The organism is Paenibacillus sp. 22594 (assembly GCF_052044425.1).
GTDB lineage: Bacteria > Bacillota > Bacilli > Paenibacillales > Paenibacillaceae > Paenibacillus_AQ.
The window spans coordinates 57017-77365 of record NZ_JBQENA010000013.1 but is presented as its reverse complement, the minus strand read 5'-3'; the positions used below and the strand labels follow the sequence as shown (position 1 = coordinate 77365).

The 20349-nt window shown below is 48.0% G+C and carries 14 protein-coding genes and 1 pseudogene; 10 read left to right on the top strand and 5 right to left on the bottom strand.

Features of this window, described 5'->3' with window-relative positions; all coding sequences use genetic code 11:
* Window positions 1–25: 25 nt before the first annotated feature.
* On the top strand, window positions 26–3007 hold the full coding sequence (locus ACTJKB_RS27910) for a glycoside hydrolase family 48 protein (RefSeq protein ID WP_440837576.1): 2982 nt from the start codon (window positions 26–28) through the stop codon (window positions 3005–3007).
* 135 nt (window positions 3008–3142) lie between these two features.
* Here the strand turns inward: ACTJKB_RS27910 and mnmA are convergent, their stop codons facing one another.
* Window positions 3143–4264, bottom strand: coding sequence for a tRNA 2-thiouridine(34) synthase MnmA (mnmA, locus tag ACTJKB_RS27905; RefSeq protein WP_440837575.1), 1122 nt, complete (start codon window positions 4262–4264; stop codon window positions 3143–3145).
* Window positions 4265–4577: 313 nt separating this feature from the next.
* On the opposite strand from mnmA, the gene cymR reads away from it, so the two are divergent.
* Entirely contained in the window at window positions 4578–4997 is a 420-nt protein-coding gene (cymR, locus tag ACTJKB_RS27900; RefSeq protein ID WP_379161010.1) for a cysteine metabolism transcriptional regulator CymR, read from the top strand.
* A 250-nt stretch (window positions 4998–5247) separates the two neighbouring features.
* Here cymR and ACTJKB_RS27895 read toward each other — a convergent pair whose 3' ends face one another.
* Entirely contained in the window at window positions 5248–5487 is a 240-nt protein-coding gene (locus ACTJKB_RS27895) for a hypothetical protein (protein WP_440837574.1), read from the bottom strand.
* Window positions 5488–5913: 426 nt separating this feature from the next.
* Here ACTJKB_RS27895 and ACTJKB_RS27890 point away from each other — a divergent pair, with 426 nt between their 5' ends.
* The 4 genes from ACTJKB_RS27890 to ACTJKB_RS27875 all read left to right on the top strand — a co-directional run bounded on the left by ACTJKB_RS27890 (window position 5914) and on the right by ACTJKB_RS27875 (window position 10670).
* Complete coding sequence (locus tag ACTJKB_RS27890; protein ID WP_440837573.1) at window positions 5914–6987, top strand: putative 2-aminoethylphosphonate ABC transporter substrate-binding protein; 1074 nt, start codon at window positions 5914–5916, stop codon at window positions 6985–6987.
* 36 nt (window positions 6988–7023) lie between these two features.
* A complete protein-coding gene (locus ACTJKB_RS27885; protein ID WP_440837572.1) occupies window positions 7024–8097 on the top strand; it encodes a putative 2-aminoethylphosphonate ABC transporter ATP-binding protein in 1074 nt (357 codons plus the stop codon).
* A gap of 14 nt (window positions 8098–8111) precedes the next feature.
* Window positions 8112–9803: a putative 2-aminoethylphosphonate ABC transporter permease subunit gene (locus tag ACTJKB_RS27880; RefSeq protein WP_440837571.1), complete on the top strand. Its 1692-nt coding sequence runs from the start codon at window positions 8112–8114 to the stop codon at window positions 9801–9803.
* A gap of 69 nt (window positions 9804–9872) precedes the next feature.
* Window positions 9873–10670: a DeoR/GlpR family DNA-binding transcription regulator gene (locus tag ACTJKB_RS27875; protein ID WP_440837614.1), complete on the top strand. Its 798-nt coding sequence runs from the start codon at window positions 9873–9875 to the stop codon at window positions 10668–10670.
* 140 nt (window positions 10671–10810) lie between these two features.
* Here the strand turns inward: ACTJKB_RS27875 and ACTJKB_RS27870 are convergent, their stop codons facing one another.
* Window positions 10811–11614: an HAD family hydrolase gene (locus ACTJKB_RS27870; RefSeq protein ID WP_440837570.1), complete on the bottom strand. Its 804-nt coding sequence runs from the start codon at window positions 11612–11614 to the stop codon at window positions 10811–10813.
* Window positions 11615–11919: 305 nt separating this feature from the next.
* Between ACTJKB_RS27870 and ACTJKB_RS27865 the strand changes: the two genes are divergently transcribed.
* The 3 genes and pseudogenes from ACTJKB_RS27865 to tnpA form a co-directional block, all read left to right on the top strand.
* On the top strand, window positions 11920–16512 hold the full coding sequence (locus tag ACTJKB_RS27865; protein WP_440837569.1) for a LamG-like jellyroll fold domain-containing protein: 4593 nt from the start codon (window positions 11920–11922) through the stop codon (window positions 16510–16512).
* A gap of 391 nt (window positions 16513–16903) precedes the next feature.
* Window positions 16904–17536 (top strand): reverse transcriptase domain-containing protein, encoded by a 633-nt coding sequence (locus ACTJKB_RS27860; RefSeq protein WP_440837613.1) that lies wholly within the window; start codon window positions 16904–16906, stop codon window positions 17534–17536.
* 103 nt (window positions 17537–17639) lie between these two features.
* Window positions 17640–17899 (top strand): annotated as a pseudogene (tnpA, locus tag ACTJKB_RS27855) (IS200/IS605 family transposase); the annotation flags it as partial.
* 73 nt (window positions 17900–17972) lie between these two features.
* Here the strand turns inward: tnpA and ACTJKB_RS27850 are convergent.
* Complete coding sequence (locus tag ACTJKB_RS27850) at window positions 17973–18668, bottom strand: SOS response-associated peptidase (RefSeq protein WP_440837568.1); 696 nt, start codon at window positions 18666–18668, stop codon at window positions 17973–17975.
* 137 nt (window positions 18669–18805) lie between these two features.
* Between ACTJKB_RS27850 and ACTJKB_RS27845 the strand changes: the two genes are divergently transcribed.
* Window positions 18806–19285 (top strand): DUF523 domain-containing protein, encoded by a 480-nt coding sequence (locus ACTJKB_RS27845; RefSeq protein WP_440837567.1) that lies wholly within the window; start codon window positions 18806–18808, stop codon window positions 19283–19285.
* Between the two features lie 109 nt (window positions 19286–19394).
* Here ACTJKB_RS27845 and ACTJKB_RS27840 read toward each other — a convergent pair whose 3' ends face one another.
* On the bottom strand, window positions 19395–20198 hold the full coding sequence (locus ACTJKB_RS27840) for a hypothetical protein (protein ID WP_440837566.1): 804 nt from the start codon (window positions 20196–20198) through the stop codon (window positions 19395–19397).
* Between the last annotated feature and the right edge of the window lie 151 nt (window positions 20199–20349).

The window sequence follows — 20349 nt, the reverse complement described above, 5'->3', positions numbered from 1 at the left end:
TGATCCAGAGAGGGAGCATGCCGAAATGATAAAGCTAAGTTCAATCAAGAGACCTATTTCCTTGGCCATGGCTGCAGTCCTGATTCTCACCCTTATGACCGGTACCTTTAATTTCAGACCCGCAACAGCAAAGGCAGCTTCGGTGGAACAGACGCGGTTCCTGCAACTTTACGCCCAACTGAAAAACCCGGCAAGCGGCTATTTCTCGGCTGAAGGCGTCCCGTATCATTCGGTAGAAACCTTGCTCAGCGAAGCGCCCAATTATGGGCATATGACTACCTCGGAGGCCTACAGCTACTGGATGTGGCTTGAAGTGCTGTATGGCTATCATACCGGAGACTGGAGCAAGCTGGAGGCTGCCTGGGACAACATGGAGAAATACATCATACCTGTGAATGAAGGCGATGGTGTGCAGGAGCAGCCGACAATGAGCAACTACAACCCGAATAGTCCGGCGACTTACGCCTCCGAGTTCGGGCAGCCGGACCAATATCCAAGCCCACTGAACGGCAAGTACACTGCGGGTAAAGATCCGCTGGATACCGAACTAAAGTCTACCTATGGCAACAATCAGACCTATCTGATGCACTGGCTTGTCGACGTGGACAACTGGTACGGGTTCGGTAATTTACTGAATCCTTCGCATACGGCCGCTTACGTGAATACTTTTCAGCGGGGCGAGCAGGAATCCGTGTGGGAGGCGGTCCCTCATCCATCCCAGGATGACAAATCATTTGGCAAAACCAATGAAGGCTTCATGAGCCTGTTCACCAAAGAAAGCAATGTCCCTTCAGCGCAGTGGCGGTACACCGATGCGACGGACGCCGACGCACGTGCAGTACAGGCTATGTACTGGGCTAAAGAGCTTGGCTATAACAATCCAGTTTATTTGAACAAAGCCAAGAAAATGGGCGACTATCTGCGCTACGGCATGTACGACAAGTATTTTCAAAAGATCGGCAGTGCGGCAGACGGTACACCGGAAGCCGGAACCGGTAAGGATGCCAGCCATTATCTGATGGCCTGGTATACCGCATGGGGCGGCGGCCTGGGTGCAAATGGCAACTGGGCGTGGAGAATTGGCGCCAGCCATACTCATCAGGGCTACCAGAACGTAGTTACTGCGTATGCCCTTTCTGATCCGGCCGGGGGCCTGGTCCCGGCTTCGGCAACGGCGGGACAGGATTGGAGTAAATCGTTGACCCGCCAGCTGGAATTCTACAATTGGCTGCAGTCATCCGAAGGGGCAATAGCGGGTGGAGCCACTAACAGCTATAAGGGCTCATACAGCGCTTATCCAGCGGGTACAAGCACATTTTATGGCATGGCCTATGATGAAGCGCCCGTCTACCATGATCCTCCGTCCAATAATTGGTTCGGAATGCAGGCATGGAGTGTAGAGCGTGTAGCTGAGCTGTATTATATTCTGGCTTCCAGCGGCGATACCACTTCGGCTAATTTCCAAATGGCCAAACGCGTCGTAGAGAACTGGATCGACTGGTCCACCGACTACGCTTTTGCCGGCAGCCGTCCGGTGACAGATTCCGAGGGTTATTATCTGAACAAACAAGGACAACGGATTCTCGGCGGTGCTGACCCGCAAGTGGCTACTGTATCCGCACCCGGTGAATTCTGGATTCCGGGCAATGTGGAGTGGCAGGGACAGCCGAATACTTGGAATGGCTTCAGTAATTTCAGCGGCAACAGCAATTTGAAGGCCGTCACCAAGAATCCGGGCCAGGATACCGGCGTGCTGGGCAGCTATATCAAAGCACTCACGTTCTATGCTGCCGGCAATAAAGCAGAGCATGGCAGCAATACTGCGCTTGGCGGAACGGCCTCACAGCTGGCCAAATCACTGCTGGATACGGCATGGGGTTATAATGACGGGGTTGGTATCACTACAGTAGAGAACCGGGCGGATTATTCCCGCTACTTCACCAAAGAAGTGTATTTCCCTGCGGGCTGGACGGGTACGTTTGGACAGGGAAACACCATTCCGGGCAATTCTACCGTAGCCTCTGATCCTGCCAAAGGTGGGAATGGAGTATATGCAAGCTATACAGATGTACTGCCGGACATCAAAAATGATCCTAAGTGGAGTTATCTACAGGGAAAATACAACAGCTCCTACAATCCAGTAACCAAGACATGGGATAATGGAGCCCCTGAATTCACCTATCACCGGTTCTGGTCACAGGTGGATATGGCCACGGCCTATGCCGAATATGACCGTCTGATCAACAATGGAACTGCGGAACCCACTGCACCAAAAGCCCCATCCAAACCGGCGGCAGCAGCAGGCGACAAAAAGGTTACGCTTAGCTGGAACAAGGTGACAGGTGCAGACAGCTATACGGTTAAGCGGTCAACCACAAGCGGCGGACCTTATACTACACTTAGTGATGTCACTCAGGCCACCTACAATGATACTAACGTGCTTAATGATACAACTTACTATTATGTAGTGAGCGCCACTAACGAAGTGGGAACCAGCCCGGATTCTCCGGAAGTCTCTGCCAAACCTGTAGCTGTGCCTGTACCGACAGTGGGGGATTTGGTTGTACAGTACCGCACAACGGATACGAATGCCGGTGACTCACAGTTCCGTCCACAATTGCGGATTATCAATAACGGAACTACAGCGGTTGATCTCAGCAAACTCAAACTTAGATATTATTACACCATTGACGGGGAAAAGGCTCAGCAGTTCAATGTGGATTATGCCACGGTAGGCAGCGGCAATGTGCAGGGCAGCTTCGTGAAGCTCGTTCCTGCTGTAGCCGGAGCTGATTATTACGTGGAGATTTCATTCAGTTCGGCAGCCGGCAGCCTGGCACCCGGTGCGAACACCGGGGAGATTCAGCTGCGGATCAACAAAACGGACTGGAGCAATTACAATGAGGCAGAGGATTATTCTTACGATCCAACCAAAACGGTCTATACCGACTGGAACCGGGTGCCGCTGTATTTGAATGGCGTATTGGTATGGGGGCTCCAGCCATAATTGGATTGGAATTCGGATAGTGGAATGAAGAGTCAGCGCTTGTCCAAGTAAAATCATGCAAAAAGAACCTTCAACCCACTGCCCAGTGGTCTTGAAGGTTCTTTTGCATACGGCTAAATCATAAATGCGGCAAGATTACACCTGCGGCTGCGGCACGACCTTCTCGGCAGACTCGATAATCCCACCACCCAGGCAATGCTCGCCAAGGTAGAACACAACGGCCTGTCCTGGTGTAATCGCCTTCTGCGGCACATCAAAGGCAACATGTACTGTACCGTCTTCCAGAGCGGTCAAGGTGACCCCCTGATCAGGCTGGCGGTAGCGGAACTTCGCGGTGCACTTCACCGGGGCAGTTCCGAGTGTGCTTGCTTCGATCCAATTCACACCGGAAGCTATCAGACTTGTCGAGTACAGACTGTGGTGCTTGTCTCCTTGAACCACATATAGAATGTTGCGTTCCAGATCCTTCTCGGCGACGAACCAGGGTTCTCCTGTACCGGAACCTCCGATGCCAAGACCCTGCCGCTGGCCCAGTGTATAGTACATGAGTCCATCATGACGGCCTTTGACTTCGCCTGTGGCGATATCCACCATGTCTCCGGATTGAGCCGGCAGGTACTGGCTGAGGAATTCGCGGAAATTGCGTTCGCCGATGAAGCAGACGCCGGTGCTGTCTTTTTTCTTCGCGGTGTAGAGACCGGCTTCCTCGGCAATCCGGCGCACCTCAGGCTTCGGCAGATGTCCGATCGGGAACATGGCCTTGGAGAGCTGATACTGATTCAGCGCATTCAGGAAATAGGTCTGGTCCTTGTTGTTGTCCACGCCGCGCAGCAGCTTGAAGACACCTTCTTCTTCAATGACCCGTGCATAGTGGCCTGTGGCAACATAATCCGCACCAAGCTGAAGCGCCTTGTTGAGGAATTCCCCAAACTTAATCTCGCGGTTGCACATAACATCCGGATTGGGTGTCCGGCCAGCCTTATATTCATCGAGGAAATAGGAAAAGACTTTATCAAAGTATTCCTTCTCGAAATTAACGGTATAGTAAGGAATATCAATCTGCTCACATACGCGGCGGACATCCTCGGCGTCGGTCTCGGCTGTGCATACGCCGAACTCGTCGGTGTCGTCCCAGTTCTTCATGAAGATGCCGATGACGTCATAGCCCTGCTGCTTGAGCAGAAGTGCCGTAACGGAGGAATCGACGCCTCCCGACATGCCGACAACGACACGTGTATCCTGATTTGCCTTTGTCATCGAAATCACCATTTTCTATGCAAAAAATACCGGTAGGTTGCAGAACCCGGTTCATTGTGTATTATAACATACCTGTCTACCCCGGGCTGCATTAGCCAACAGCAAATAGCAGCAGATCTGACGGGATATTTGACAATTTGTCCACCACTGGCGAACATTCTTGCAAAAAATTACGGTTTCCGCTCCAAATGTGTCCAAGGATATGATAACATAAGCTGAGAGCAAACATCGGAATACGTTGATATGACATTTCTCATGTGATGCAACGATTAGATTGACTAACGCCAGCAACTAAACCGAAAGAGGTGCACCTTTGAAAATATCGACAAAAGGACGCTATGGATTAACCATTATGATGGAGCTTGCCCTGAAATTTGGTGAAGGTCCCACATCCCTTAAGAGCATCGCCGAGAAAAACGGACTATCCGAGCATTACCTGGAACAACTGATCGCACCGCTGCGCAACGCAGGACTGGTGAAGAGTATCCGCGGAGCCTATGGCGGATATATTTTGTCCCGTGAATCCAGCACCATTACCGCCGGAGACATCATCCGCGTGCTGGAAGGACCTATTTCACCAGTAGATTTCACTGAAGAGGACGATCCGGCAAAGCGGGATCTCTGGCTGCGCATCCGCGACAGCATCGCTGATGTGCTGGATTCCACAACCTTGTCCGATCTGATCAACTTTAAAGAAGAAAGTCATGCGGACAATTACATGTTTTACATTTAGGGGTAATGAAGGTAATATAAGTAAATTCTCAAACGCTTGAGAATATGTTATGATTATCAAAATCGAAAGTATCGGTAAAAGTCCTGCCGGCCGTAATGGTCTGCCGGGCTTTTTTTATTCTTCGTATATCTTTTAAAATCGTCAATATTTTTTTGCTCAATGAGTTCAACGACTTTTTTTAATGTGCATAACTTAAATTACCCCGTCTCCTCCAATAGCAGTTGCTGTGAATGATATGGGTCCAATAGATTTATTGGTAAGAATCTATCATTTTGAAATACAAATTTATAGTTGTAATTGTAGTAAAACGAAAAAAGGATCTATAAATATAGACTCTACTGGAGAAAGAGGCAGGATTAGCCGGACTAATATCTACTTGCGCTGCGGCTAGCTCCGCTCCAGCTCCAGGAATTTCCGCAACCGTTAAAACAGTAGTAAGCGGGTCTAACGGGATTTTTTCCTGTGAACCATAACTTATAATTGTTGCCATTTATCATCACTCCATTTTAGATTTAAGTTTGCTTGATCATATAAACCTAGATACTAGTTAGGGAGTGTAGCATTTGATCCATAATATAGAGGTGCAGCTAACTCAAGGCAATATTTGAAATGAGCTATGTACTCGTCCTTCTCAAGATATTTGGGAAGGACTTTTCTTTTTCTCTGGGCTAAACCTGGAAACTGCTGAAATGTGCGAATCTTTCTTTCCATAGCCTTCGTTTTGGTTCCTGATGGAAAACCAGCAATTAGCCCAAGGAAAAGGACAAAAAAAGAATGAATATATTCAACAAAAAACAACAAAAAAATAATAAAAAACAACAACATTAATCAACAATTAACATTTAGATGACGATATGATAACAATGCGGGGTTATATTTTTAGGGTCGACAAAATAAGATAAAGGGAGAAACAAGGATGAAAAAGGTAATGAAGCTTTCTGTTCTGGTAACTTTGTTGGTATCGCTTCTTGTTGCATGTAGCAATGGTAAAACAACAACATCAGGCAATAACGCATCATCAAGTCAGAATGTTAACAACAAAGAACTGACCATTTACACGGCGCTTGAAGATGATCAAATCCAAGCGTATCTGGAAACATTCAAGCAAGCGCATTCGGATGTCAAAATAAATATCGTTCGCGATTCAACCGGCATCATAACGGCTAAATTGCTGGCCGAAAAAGACAATCCGCAGGCTGATATTGTGTGGGGGCTAGCAGCGACCAGCTTGCTTGTGCTGAATCAAAATAATATGCTGGAGCCTTATGCGCCAAAAGGTGTGGAACGTGTCATTCCAGAGTTTAAAGACATGGCAAATCCGCCAACCTGGGTCGGGATTGATGCTTGGGAAACAGCCTTCGTAGTGAACACCAAAGAATTGGAGAAACGGAATTTGGCGATTCCCAGATCTTACGAGGATCTGATCAAACCTGAATATAAAGGCTTAATTACGATGCCGAATCCGGCTGCCTCAGGTACAGGCTTCCTTACCGTCAGTGCGTTAATCCAATTAATGGGCAAAGATAATGCGTGGACGTATATGGACAAGCTGCACAAAAACATCGGCATGTATACGCAATCCGGCTCGAAGCCATCCAAGCTGGCCGGAACCGGCGAATACCCGATAGGGGTCTCCTTCGGCTATCGAGGAATCGTCGAGAAAAAAGGCGGAGCTCCGGTAGAAGTTGTTTTCCCGAAAGAGGGTTCCGGTTGGGATGTTGAAGCGAATTCGCTTATGAAAAAAGATTCGGTCAAGCCTATCGCCAAAGAATTCCTCGATTGGGCCATAAGTGATGAAGTAATGAAGGAGTATAACAAAAACTATGCGATTGTCAGCGTGAAGAGCGGGGACAGCAAAATTCCGGAAGGTTATGAGAAAGATCCGGTGAAGCAGTTGATTAAAAATGACTTGAACACGATGTCCAATGAACGTGAAGGCATTCTCGAAGAGTGGCAGAAACGTTACGATTCCAAGAATGAAGCTAAATAATAATTTGGCCACTGTTTTCAATAAGGTAGGTGCACAATGACAGACTATTTGGAGATCAATAACATAAGTAAGACGTTTGGCGGATTCCAAGCGTTAAAACAAATTCAAATCGGCATACGGCAAGGTGAGTTTGTATGCTTGCTCGGGCCGAGCGGATGCGGGAAGACGACGTTGCTCAGAATACTTGCAGGGCTTGAAAGTTCTGACTCAGGTTCGGTTGTTTTGAACAGGAAGAATATTACAACCCTGCCTCCGGCGAGCCGTAATTTCGGTGTTGTATTTCAATCGTACGCTTTATTTCCGAATCTGACGGCATATGAGAATATTGCTTATGGTTTAAAGGGAAAGGGAATGACCAGGCAGCAAATTCGCTCCAAGGTGGAAGAAATGCTGGAGATGGTTGGACTAATGCAGGCGCGGGATCGTTATCCCGCGCAGCTTTCCGGCGGACAGCAACAGCGTGTGGCTTTGGCGAGAGCGATTGCGTTATCGCCGGAATTTCTATTGCTGGATGAACCGTTATCGGCTCTCGATGCAAAGGTAAGACATAGGCTGCGGCAGGAAATATGCGATCTGCAGAAGAGGCTAGCAATTACGACGGTTATGGTGACTCACGACCAGGAAGAAGCCTTGACGATGGCTGACCGCATCATTGTAATGAATCATGCGGAAGTGATTCAAATCGGTACGCCAGAAGATATCTATGATCGGCCAAGAACCCCCTTTGTCGCTGATTTTATTGGCGCGATGAATTTTATTAGGCAGAAGGCGGACCAAAGAAGCGAACGCAAGGATGAACGGCTGTTAGCCGTTCGGCCTGAGCATATCCGGGTCGTATCGAAACCTGCGGCAGGCGGAGTTCACGTTGTGCTGAATTTTTATGAATTTCGCGGCTCCTTTTACCGGATTACGGGTCAAACGATACAGGAGGATGGAAGAATTCGCGCCGGACAAATATTACAAGTCGATGTGCCTGTTGAAGAATTCCGCCGGTTGATGCTAAATAATGGCGATAAATTTACCGTTGTTATTCCCGAAGAGAAAATGTTGTTTTTTGCTGACCGGAATGACTTGGATCAAGCCCAGCTTGAAGTGGCGGTAAGTGAATGAGGAGTACAGAGCGCATGATATTTAAACCGAAGACGCGACAAAAGGCAGGAGGCGAAGGGTGGATTCTTCGCTTGCTGTTGATCTTAATGTTAATCATTCTGACGATATCCATCCTGTTGCCTCTCATCGACTTATTTGTTAATGCCTTTCAAAATCAGCAAAAGGAATGGGTGGGCTTTGCCCACTTTGCCAAATATCTGACTACTCCCTCATTATCCAGATCTGTGTGGCATTCGATCTATGTGTCCCTTATGACTACAACAATTTCCGTAACTGGCGCCTATCTTTACGCCTACGCCTTGACCCGCACTGGGATGTCCGGGAAGATAGGGTTTCGTTATATTGCTCTGCTTCCTTTATTTGCTCCGACGATGATGCACGGGATTGCATTGACCTATTTATTCGGCAACCAGGGGTTGGTTACGACAGGGCTGTTCGGGCTGCTGCCGGGCCTGGATATTCAGATGTATGGAAGTACGGGAATAATTATTGCCGAGGTTATTTACACGTTTCCTCAGGCGTTTTTAATTCTTATGGTATCCTTTTCGACTGTGGATTATCGCTTGTACGAAGTATCTGAAACACTTGGGGCCGGAAAATGGAAGCAATTTTTCACCATAACGCTCCCTCAATCGAAATACGGGTTGATCAGCTCGTTATTCGTATGCTTCACACTCAGCTTTACCGATTTTGGAGCGCCGAAGGTAGTGGGAGGTCAATACAACGTATTGCCGACAGACATCTATAAACAGGTTATCGGACAGCAAAATATGTCAATGGGTGCGGTGATCGGCATCATTTTGACGATTCCGGCCATAGCAGCCTTTTTAATCGACCGCTTTGTGGAACGCAGGCAAAAGACGATGGTTTCCGTTAAGGCGACACCATACCAAATTAAGCAGAGCCGGTTGCGCGATGCCGTATATACGGCATATTGTACGCTTATTGCTTCCGGTATCATCCTATTGATCCTGACGGTGCTGTTCGCATCGCTAATCAAAATATGGCCTTATAATTTGGAGCTAACGCTGAAACACTATGATTTCTCAAACGTATCCGGCGGCGGGCTTGAGCCATTCTGGAACAGCCTGTATGTCGCGCTATTGTCAGCCATTTTCGGTACGGCTATTGTATTCGTCCATTCTTATCTTATTGAGAAGCTGCGGATCTGGCGTACTGTTCGGCAGATAGGCTATTTTATTTCTTTGCTTCCTTTAGCGTTGCCGGGTCTTGTTATCGGTCTGGGGTATATTTTATTTTTCAATCGGCCGGATAACCCTCTGCATACTCTGTATGGAACGGTCTGGATTGTTGTGCTGGCGAATATTGTCCATTTTTATTCGGTGACTTTCGTTACCGCCACGACCTCGCTGAAGCGGTTTGATAAAGAATATGAATTGGTCTCGGAATCGATGCGTGTACCTCTGTATCGACTGTTTTTCCGTGTTTCGGCTCGAGTGTCCCTACCGGCGATATTGGAAATATTCGTGTATTATTTTGTCAACTCCATGGTGACTGTTTCTGCTGTCGTATTTCTATATTCCCCCGCCTTCAAGCTGGCTTCGGTTTCAATAGTCAATATGGACGATGCGGGTGACGTGGCTGCGGCAGCGGCGATGTCCAGCCTCATCATTCTGGCGAATATCGTTGTCAGACTAATTTACGAGATATTGTCCCATAGATTAATGAAGCGTATGGAAGCCTGAATATACACGCCAGGTTTGAATTGAAAGGCAAATCCAGTATACTGAAACTAATATTTATATCAATTGACGGTGGTGAATGGGTTGACACTCTTGGCTCAGGAAAGAAAAGAAATCATCTTACAGACGCTGCTTCGCGAAGGCAAAGTGAAAGTGATTCCGATGGCCAAAAAGCTGGGGGTTTCCACGGAAACGATACGCCGGGACCTGGATGCGCTTGAGGCAGAGAGCAAACTTCAAAGGGTTTATGGAGGAGCGGTTCGCTCCGGATATGAGTCTGGGGAACCCCCTTTGCAGAAACGCACTCATCTGAATATCGAAGCCAAAAAGAAAATCGGAGCACGGGCGGCGGAACTGATCAAGGATGGTGACACCATTGCACTGGATATAGGTACTACTATGATGGAGCTGGCCAAAGCGATTCATGGAAAACGAAATATTACCGTGGTTACCAACTCGCTGCCGATCGCCGCGTACCTTTCGGAGGCATTGAATAACAATCGGTTTACAGGCAAAGTATTTGTACTCGGAGGGCAGTTAAACCCGGAGCAGCAGTCCTTAATGGGACCACTTTGCGAGCAAGTGATAGGTCATTTTTTTCTGAACAAGGCGTTTTTGTCCGCTGGAGGTCTTTCCCTGACGGGAGGCGTGACAGATTATGATTTAAACGAAACATACATTTCCAAACTGTTTGCCGAGGCTGCAAGGGAAGTCATTGTATTGGCAGACCAATCCAAAATAGGGGTACAATCTTTTGCCAAGATCATTACTCTGGACGATGTGAATATTATAGTATCGGATCAGGAGTATCCAAAGGATTGGAAAGATCAGCTTGAGAATAACGGGATATTTTGGATTTCTTGTGAATAAAAAAAGAGTCGAGCAGATCTTTGGACCTGCCCGGCTCTTTTTTAAAATATAAGGATTTATATGTTTTACGCCATAAATCATCCTTCTATTTCTCGCTGAAACGGATACCGTCCTTTTAAGGACGGCGTAGCCGTTTCTACTTATAGCTGGGGTGCTAGCTGTAAAATGCTCAGAAGCTCCGATAACTGTTGAATTTCATAGGTAGGCCGATTATCGGCAGGAACGGTTCTTCCTTCATGATTGATCCAAACGCTTCGCAAGCCGATACTGTTAGCTCCCTTAATATCTGTATTCAAATTGTCTCCTACCATAATCCCCTCTTCAGAAGAAATTCCAAGCAGATTCATCGCCTGATGGAAAATTGAAGGATGCGGCTTTCCCGCGCCGAACGCGCCTGAAATGATAATCTGATCGAAGTAGTCTGCCAGTCCGGGAATGCCATCTACTTTTTCTTGCTGCAGACTAGGCGCTCCGTTGGTTAGTAGAAGAAGCGAGTAATGATTATGCAGAGCATCCAGAACACGGAAAGTATCTTCGTATATCAAATGACGATTACTGCGTTCTTTAATAAATCTTTCGGCAAGCTGTTGTCCCATTTCCGGATCGTCAATGCCAAGCTCTTGCAACCCGCGGGTCCAGGATTCTTTCTGATACACAGGAGCCAATTGTTTGAGCTTGCGAAAAGCAGGATAATGATCGGAATCAAACCGCCCCCAAAGCGCTTCCAAGTAAGTGACTTCAATCATATTGGCCCATTCATAAATTTCCATAGAAATGAACAGCTTTAGTGCTGCTTTACGAACGTGTTTTTCCAAAATGTTTGGTTGGAGCGGCGCCTTTTCCGCAGCAACCCGGCAAGTGGCCTGGAATGCTTCGTTATTACTTCTATCGTCCCATAATAATGTATTGTCCAGATCAAAAATGATGGCTTTGATATTTAGCATTGTATTCCATCCTTTCCTGACATCTAATACTAAACTGCAACAGAAAAACACAAATGTCAACATGATTATCGGAGAAAAAAAGAAGTTCACAGGAAAAAAGTTAATATTACGTTGATTTCCCTTTAACAATTGGCTGATATATTGAATAGTGTGCAAGAAACAACAAAAATAAATGAAATAAACCACAAAATAACAGAATGGGAGTGGGAGTTCAAGTGTTCCTGAAAAAAACGTTTGGGGCAAAAGTAAGCCGGCTTTTGGTGATAAGCAGCTTGTTAGCGGGAACGGTTTTAAATGGAAGCGCAATGGCCGATCCGAGTGAAATTGCTAACGATTCAGCAGCTACGGAAGCAAGTTCGTTTCATCAGCCGAACTATTCGGCTTTCGTAGCTATGGCGCAGGACAATGAAACGCCTCGCGTCGTAAAAGCGGTATATGGGTCGGTTGCCGAAGCCGTATATGCAGACCGGGTATTTGATCTCAATTTTCTCGACGGGAAAGCGACCGACAGTTCGCCAGCAAAGCTGGGTGGGGAAGTTGTTGGTGGTGTGAAAATTGAATACGACAGTGCGGTTAAGAAACATGTAGCTGTATTTAATGGAGAGAGCAATAATTTTATCAAAATTCCGTTCTCTCAAGAGCAAAGGGATAAGGTGGCAAAGAAGTTTACGCTGGAAACGGTATTCAAGATGAACAAGATTGCCGATATGGGCGTTCTGATGAATACCGAAGGCGGAGGCATAGGCTTCGAATCGAACGATTCCGGATTAATGGAAATCTGGGCGCATATCGGCGGCAGCTACAAGCGGGTAGGCGTGCAGCTTGAGAAGGACAAGTATTATCATCTGGCTGCGACCTACGACGGCAGCGCCGTCAGCTTGTATTTGAACGGTGAGCTGGCAGGATCGGTTGCTGCATCCGGAGACGTCTATCAGCCGGATATGAATTTTGCCGTCGGAGGTGACCCGGGGGCGGGGGATTCTGCCAGTGTTGTGCTGGATGGCAAAGTTTCGATTGCCCGCCTGTACAACGATGCTTTATCAGCAGAAGATATCAAGAAGCTGTATGAAGAGCAGGCGGATCGCGGCAAATTGAATGAGATTGATCAGTTGTTCGCCAAGAATACGGAGCTTCAGACTCTGCTCAGCTCCAAGCCGACGGACGAACTGAAGCAGCTCGTTTCAGATATTGCTGCGGCGAATGGCAAAATGAATATTACCGGGGCTGAAATTGCCGCTTTGCTGGTACGAGCGAACCTACTTCTTGCCGATGAACAAAAAAACAAACTGACTTTTTCCGTATGGAGCGATGTGCACATCAACGATGAAGCGTCCATACAGGATGATAAGTTCGCGAAGGCTCTGACGACGGTCAACAACATGGCGCCGAATCTGAAGGCATACATTATGGTCGGAGATTTGGCCAACACCGGGTCTCAGGCGCAATATACCCGCTTTCTGGGTACACTGAATAAGTATGGCAAGGCCGGAGTTAAAAAGCTGTACACAATGGGCAATCATGATTACTGGACCGATTATTACGCCGGCCTGTCTCCTGAGATTTCGCAGAAGAGATTTACCGATAACCTTGGGGCGGAGATCAATTCACATGAAATTATCGATGGCTATCATTTCATCCAGGTAAGCACGGAAAGTAATGAGGTCAACGGAATTTTCACCAAGGCCAAGCCTTGGCTGAAGGAAGAATTAAAGAAGGCGGCAGCTGATGCACCGGACAAGCCTATCTTTGTCTCCATTCACCAGCCGCCTAAGGACACGGTGTATGGCAGTGACGATTGGGGAAATTCGGAGCTGTATGATGTACTGAAGAGTTATCCTCAGGTCATTACATTCTCCGGTCACTCGCATTATGCGCTCAATGACGAAAGATCGATTTATCAAAAGGATTTCACCTCCATCAACGACGGCGCGCTGACTTATATTGAATTGGAAAACGGCAAGCTCGGCGGTAGCATTCCCCCAAGCCCCTACGATTTCAACCAGGGGCTGCTGGTTGAAGTGGACAAGACAACCAACGACGTTCGGGTGAAGCGTCTCGATTTTGATAATGACCGGGTCATCAAGGATGACTGGATCATTGAAAGTCCCGGCGATAAGAGCAAATTCATGTACACCGACGCACGTAAAGAGCAAAGCGCCAATCCTTATTTCGACAATAGTGCGATGCTTACTGTTTCGGATGTGAAGGAAAATTCGGTAAAGCTTACGTTTGACCAGGGACAAGACGAGGATCTGGTGCATTCCTACAAGATTCAAGCGATCAACAAGGCGACGGGTGTGGTTGAAAAGGAATTTCTGATGTTCTCGGATTTCTATCTCGATCCCAGAGCCAAGCAGATGTCTACGCCGGTATCCGGCTTGAAGGGCGGAACGGAATATATTTTTACCGTAACAGCCATTGATTCGTGGGGCAAGGAGAGTGTTCAGCCGCTGCGGGGCACTGCAACGACAAAAACTAGCACCGATGCCGAGGAAGGAACGGATATTCCGGGCGTGCTTACATGGGCTGCGGAAACGAAGAACGCACCGGTCATTGACGGTAATCTGAGCGATAGCAGCTGGAAGATCAAGACGCCGATCGAACAATTACTGAAGGATTCTGCAGTACGGGAAAATAAGGCCAATTATGGTCTGCTGTGGGATAAAGACTATTTGTATGTAGGGGTCGATATTGAGGACAGTAAGCTGGTCGAGCGGAAGCTGTGGCTTGGCGATGAAATCAGCGTCTTTATTGACGCGAACAATGACAAGAAGGGCAGCTACGAAGTTCCTTACGATGTACAGATCGGTTATGGTTACACGGAGGACGGCAGCTCCAAGGTATTCGGCTTCGGTGGTGGTTCGGAGGGAAGAAATGCTGACGATATCAAAAAAGCCCAGAAGAAAACCGCTAAAGGCTGGGCCGTTGAAATGGCAATCCCGTGGAAATCCCTCGGCATTGATCCGCAAGTGAATAAAAGCCTTGGCTTCGATATCGGCGTAGACGATAATGACGGCATGGATGCATTCGATTCGACCCTGTTCTGGAGCAAGAATGAAACGTCCCAGTCCTGGAGAACGACGGAAGGCTTTGGGACCGCGATGCTGTACAACACAGAGACTCCCAAGGCGGATGTGTTTGATTTCAACTTCCTGGACGGGAAGGCAACCGATAGCTCGGCTTCGAAGCTTAATGGTGAGGTTGTAGGTGATGTAAAGTTTGAGTACGACAATTCGGTGAAGAAACATGTTGCCGTGTTTGACGGCCAGAGCAATAACTTCATCAAGATTCCTTTCTCGCAAGAGCAAAGAGACAAGGTAACGAAGCAATTCACGCTGGAAACGGTATTCAAAATGAACAAGATTGCCGATATGGGTGTGCTGATGAACACGCAGGGCGGAGGCATTGGTTTCGAATCGACCGATTCCGGATTAATGGAAATCTGGGCGCATATCGGCGGCAGTTACAAGCGGGTAGGCGTTCAGCTTGAGAAGGACAAGTACTATCATCTGGCGGCGACCTACGACGGCAGTATTATCAAATTGTATCTGGACGGCAAACTGGTGAACTCCACTGATGCTTCCGGAGACGTCCATCATCCCGACCTCCATTTTGCTTTGCCGGGCGATCCGAATCCGGACGGAGGAGCAGGAGCTGTGCTGGACGGTAATATTTCCGTCGGACGCTTGTATAGCACAGCGCTGACGAGCGGACAAATCAAGCAGGTCTATACGGAGTACGCGACGCGAAGCAAGATGGTTCAGATTGATCAGTTGCTGGAAATGCAGAAGAAGCTTGCAGGGCAGAATTCGGAAGAATTGAAAAAATTGTATGAGGAATCCGGCAAGCTGTATACGAAGTTGAATGTGACGGCTGCCGAGATCGAAGCGTTCCTGTCCAAGTGCGAAGCGGCGCTGAAGGGTGAAACACCGGTCAATCATGCGCCTAAGTTCATAAAGACCGCCAATCAGGAAGTAAATGAAGACAACAAGCTGACCTTCCAGGTGGGCGCTGACGATGCAGACAGCAAGGTGCTGACTTACCGGGCAGAGAATCTGCCAAAAGGAGCGACATTCGCTGCAGATACGAGAACGTTCAGCTGGATTCCCGGAAAGGATCAGGCCGGAAGCTATAAAGTGAAATTTGTCGTTAGCGACGGTTCGCTGACGGATGAAATGGAAATTGTCATCACTGTCAAAAAAGTAACAACCGGCGGAAGTGGTGACAATAATCAGGGCGGAGGTAACAGCAGTCCTGTATCTCCATCGCCAACGCCATCGCCAACACCGGTAAAACCGGAAACGAAGCCATCAGAACCGGCAAAACCAGAACCTTCGCAAGAAACGCCGAAGAATACGTTCAAGGATTTGACCAATTACGGATGGGCCGAAAAGGCAATCACCGCTTTGGCAGCAAAAGGCATTGTCATGGGCACGTCGGAAACAACTTTCGAGCCAGGGAAAAAGATTACGCGTGCTGACTTTATAGTTCTGCTCGTGAGAGCACTTGACTTGAAGGCGGGCTTGGACTCCAACTTTGCCGATGTTAATCAAGGCGACTATTACTATCAAGCGCTGGGAATCGCTAAAAAGCTTGGGATAGCAAATGGTATGGGAGGCAACCTGTACAATCCGAGAGGCGAAATCACCAGACAGGATATGATGGTTCTTGCAGCAAAAGCTTTGACCGTTGCCGGAAAGCTGTCAGAAGGCGATCAGGCAAGTGAATTGAAGCAGTTTGCCGATGCGGATCAGGTTGCAAACTATGCAGCAGGAAGTATCTCATCTTTGATCAAACACGGTATTATCAAAGGCAATGCGGGAAATACAATCAATCCGCTAGGACATGCGAACAGAGCGGAAGCAGCAGTCATGGTTGAACGGATGCTGCAGAGATAACCGGCGATTAATAAGCAAACAGATGCTGCGGGATTCGCAGCATCTGTTTTTGTGTTTAGGCGTGCCCAGAGGCACGTATTATCTAGTTGGTGCAAATCCAACCAAGAGAGGGGCCAAGCCACTTTTGTAGCTAGGGTGCTTGCGCATGGCGAAATCTGTGTGTAAAAGGCATCGACAAAAGTACCTGTCAGAGACAGGGCGAGCGACAATCCAGGCCGCAACATGAAGTGAATCCTGCCGCGTCGTCAAAAAGGCCCTGCAAAGGGGAAAAGAGGGTGCCGAGTCTCGCTAAACTGGACGAGGGCCATGGAAGCTGTAAAGAACTTGGTACAACAGTGAAGAACCCTCCGGCGTAAAGGGAACGGCATGGGTTGAAAGATAATGCAGTGAACTGGGGAGACCCTCCCCCACACGGAATTTTTTTTGGAAGTGGCTTCAGGGGGGGATGGAAGAAGGAAACGTAAGGCGCTCCGATTTAAGGACACCGCAAGGTGGGGTGATCTCACCGCTACTGGCGATTATCTACCTGAACTACTTTGACCGGTTGTGGGAGAAACACGGAAGTGGGTGGGGAGAATTGACTAGGTATGCAGACGATTTGGTCGTGGGCTGTAAAACCAAAAAGGACGCCGAACATGCGTATGAACTTATACGCAGAATCATGGAACGTCTAGAGTTAACCCTACACCCGACCAAAACTCGCATTGTAGGCTTATGGACAGGAGACAAAGCATTCGATTTCTTAGGGATGCACCACCGAAAAACGAAAGCGGAAACGTCTCAAGGGAAAGTGTACTATACCACGCAACAGTGGCTAACGAAGAAGGCAGAGGAACGTATTCGAGGTGTGGTCAAAGAAAGACTAGCCCCACCCGGTATGCGTGCAAAATCGTTCGCGGAACATGTGAAATGGCTCAATCCAAAGATTCAGGGATGGAAGAAGAGACAACGCGGGAGATGGATGAGTTTATTACCTGAGGTTAAGTATATTGCCAATATGTATGGACTAAGAAAGCTATTGTGATCTGCATGCCCATGAATGACAAACATCGGAAAGCCGTATGAGGGAAAACCTCACGTACGGTTTGATGAGGAGGGCGCACACAAAGTGGATGTGCTGATACCACATTATATTCACCCCGAAGTATAGGCGGAAAGAGATTTATAATCAAGTGAGGAAAGACTTGATCGAAATAATCAAACGTTTATGTAAGTATAAGGGGGCTGGAGATCCTAGAAGGACAGTTGATGCCAGATCACGTACATATGCTGGTCACCATACACCCAAAATTTCAGTATCCTCATTCATGGGGTATCTGCAGGAAAAAGTGCGCTAATGATCTTTGAAAAGCATACCCAATCTCTCAAAGCGGGTTCCCGCGACTACCTTGTAGCTGATATATTTTAGTGTAGGTTCAACTCGATTTAAAAACAGACAACATATAATAGAGTATTCCTGATCAGTAGAGCTTGAAAGGTATAGAAGTGGAAACTTCATCAACCAATGCCTTATAGTCATTGCGCACATTGCCTACTGCCGCTGACACCGGATATGCCCGCATTTCTTCTGCAGCATAGGGCTGCAGCAGCTTCATCAGGTTCGGAACCTCATGATTATTACGGTCAAGCCACTCCGATTCCGCTTCACGGCTGAGAATCACCGGCATGCGGTCATGAATATCTGCCATCAGACGGTTGGGCCCGGTGGTAATAATAGTGCAGGTGCCAAGCCGGTTGCCGCTGGTATCCATCCAGATATCGTACAGACCCGCCATGGAGAAAAGCTCACCGCTCTTCATCACAATCCGCATCGGCTGTTTGTTGCCCGCTTGCCGTTTCCATTCGTAGAAGCCGTCTGCCGGAATGATGCAGCGGCGCGAGCTGAGCAGGTTCCTGAAGGAGGGTTTGTCCTGAAGCGATTCCTGGCGCGCATTAATCATTTTGCTGCCTTGCTTGTCGTCTTTTGACCAAGAAGGAACCAGCCCCCAGCGCAGCTGTCCGAGTCTGTTCTGCTTACCGTCATGAATGACCGCCGGAAGACTCTGCATGGGGGCTGCATTGTATTTCGGTGCATAATGGACAATGGTGGTATCCTCGATAAAATAATGGAGCATCAATTCTTCCATGCTTACCATAATGGTATATCTTCCGCACATCTTGCAGTGGCCTCCCCGGATCTATGAAGTTATGGCAGGGGCTTGTTTACAGTGTTGAAGCCCTCATGCTATGCTCTTTGTATTTCTCAGCATCCATTATATAGGAAGATGCGGATGATAGCGAAGGAGTGCATCCTATGATTATCGTAAGCTCCTGCCTGGCAGGCATGAAAGTAAGATACAACGGCACCGCTTGCCTGGATGAGACCATTCAGAAGCTGCTGGACAACAATCAGGCGGTTGCCGTCTGCCCCGAGCTCCTTGGCGGGTTCTCCACTCCGAGGGAACCGGCGGAGATTGTTGGCGGAGACGGGGATGCGGTGCTTGACGGAACGGCTATGGTCATAGACCGGCTCGGAAACGATGTCACCGGAATGTATATTCAAGGCGCCTATGAGGCACTTGAGCAGGCACGTAAGGTGGAGGCGACAATCGTAGTTCTTAAGGAGAACAGCCCTTCCTGCGGCAGCTCCATGATTTACAACGGGACATTCTCCGGCCTGAAGATTCCCGGCCAGGGTGTGACCTCTGCGCTGCTTAGACGCAGTGGCATTGAGGTCATTTCCGAGGAACAGCTTGCTTCCAGATTGGAGCAATTGGACTCCCCGGAGAAGTAAGCTGCTGTCTGGTGTGCGCAAAAAGGCTGCTGCAGAGGCTATGAACCTCTGCCACAGCCTTTTTTGGAAGTGGGCTTCTGATCAACTGGAGGAAATCATTATTAATTCATTACAAGTTCACTGAGGACAACATCGTTTGGACTGAGGCCAGTGGATTGGATTTGCCCGCAGATGTGCTTCTGTTGCTTGCAGCCGATTCAAGACTGCTCTGCAGATGGGCCAGTACGGACTTCATATCCTCGGAAGTCAGACCCGCCTCCAGTGATGTTAACCCGCTTAGCCCGTTTGTACGGGCTATACTATCTGCATGATCAGAGCTGTATGAGTTGTCCAAGCTATTCAGACCCCAGGCAAAAGCAGGAGTGAATCCGCCCATGGATTGCAGCATTGCAGGAATTCCTGTAGATGCTTTGGCTCTATTCAAAGTATTGACACCGTTATAACCGGCCACAGAAGAATCAGATGAAACGGATTGAAGGAGTGAAGAAAGCGCGTCCCCGCTTAAATAGGAGAGACCATTGCTGCCGAGCAGATTCTGCAATGAGCTCAGACTGCTGCCGGATTCATCAGTAGCTGCCAAAGCTGTTGAATCCATACCGGTAGAGCCTATGCCCATTTGAATTTGTGCTAACAGAGCTTTCATATCCCCGCTGCCGTACAGGGAGCCCTGTATGGAGCCCAGCGAGGCTGGCGAATAATTATTCGTGAAGTTTTCCCCTCCAGTTTCATCCGTTCCATCCAAATTGAAGAACAGCTTGGCGATTTCACTGAAATCTGCAGCATCTGTAGTGCCTATGCTGTTTACTTCTCCAATGGAGGAGGAACGTGTCCGGGCAGCGTTTGTGTTGCCACTGGTTTGATTGTAGTTGTCGTAGTACTTCTTATTGTAATAGTTGTTAATGGATAGTGACATTTGCTGTCCCCTCTCAGTAGATGTTCCTCTATTTTCCAAAAAGCCCACATTACTATATCGGAAAGAAAGCTGAATGCATGCTGAAAATAAGCTGAAGCCCAGCTGAAACTGACCCCCTAAAATGTTACAATATTGTGTTTATTGACAGGTA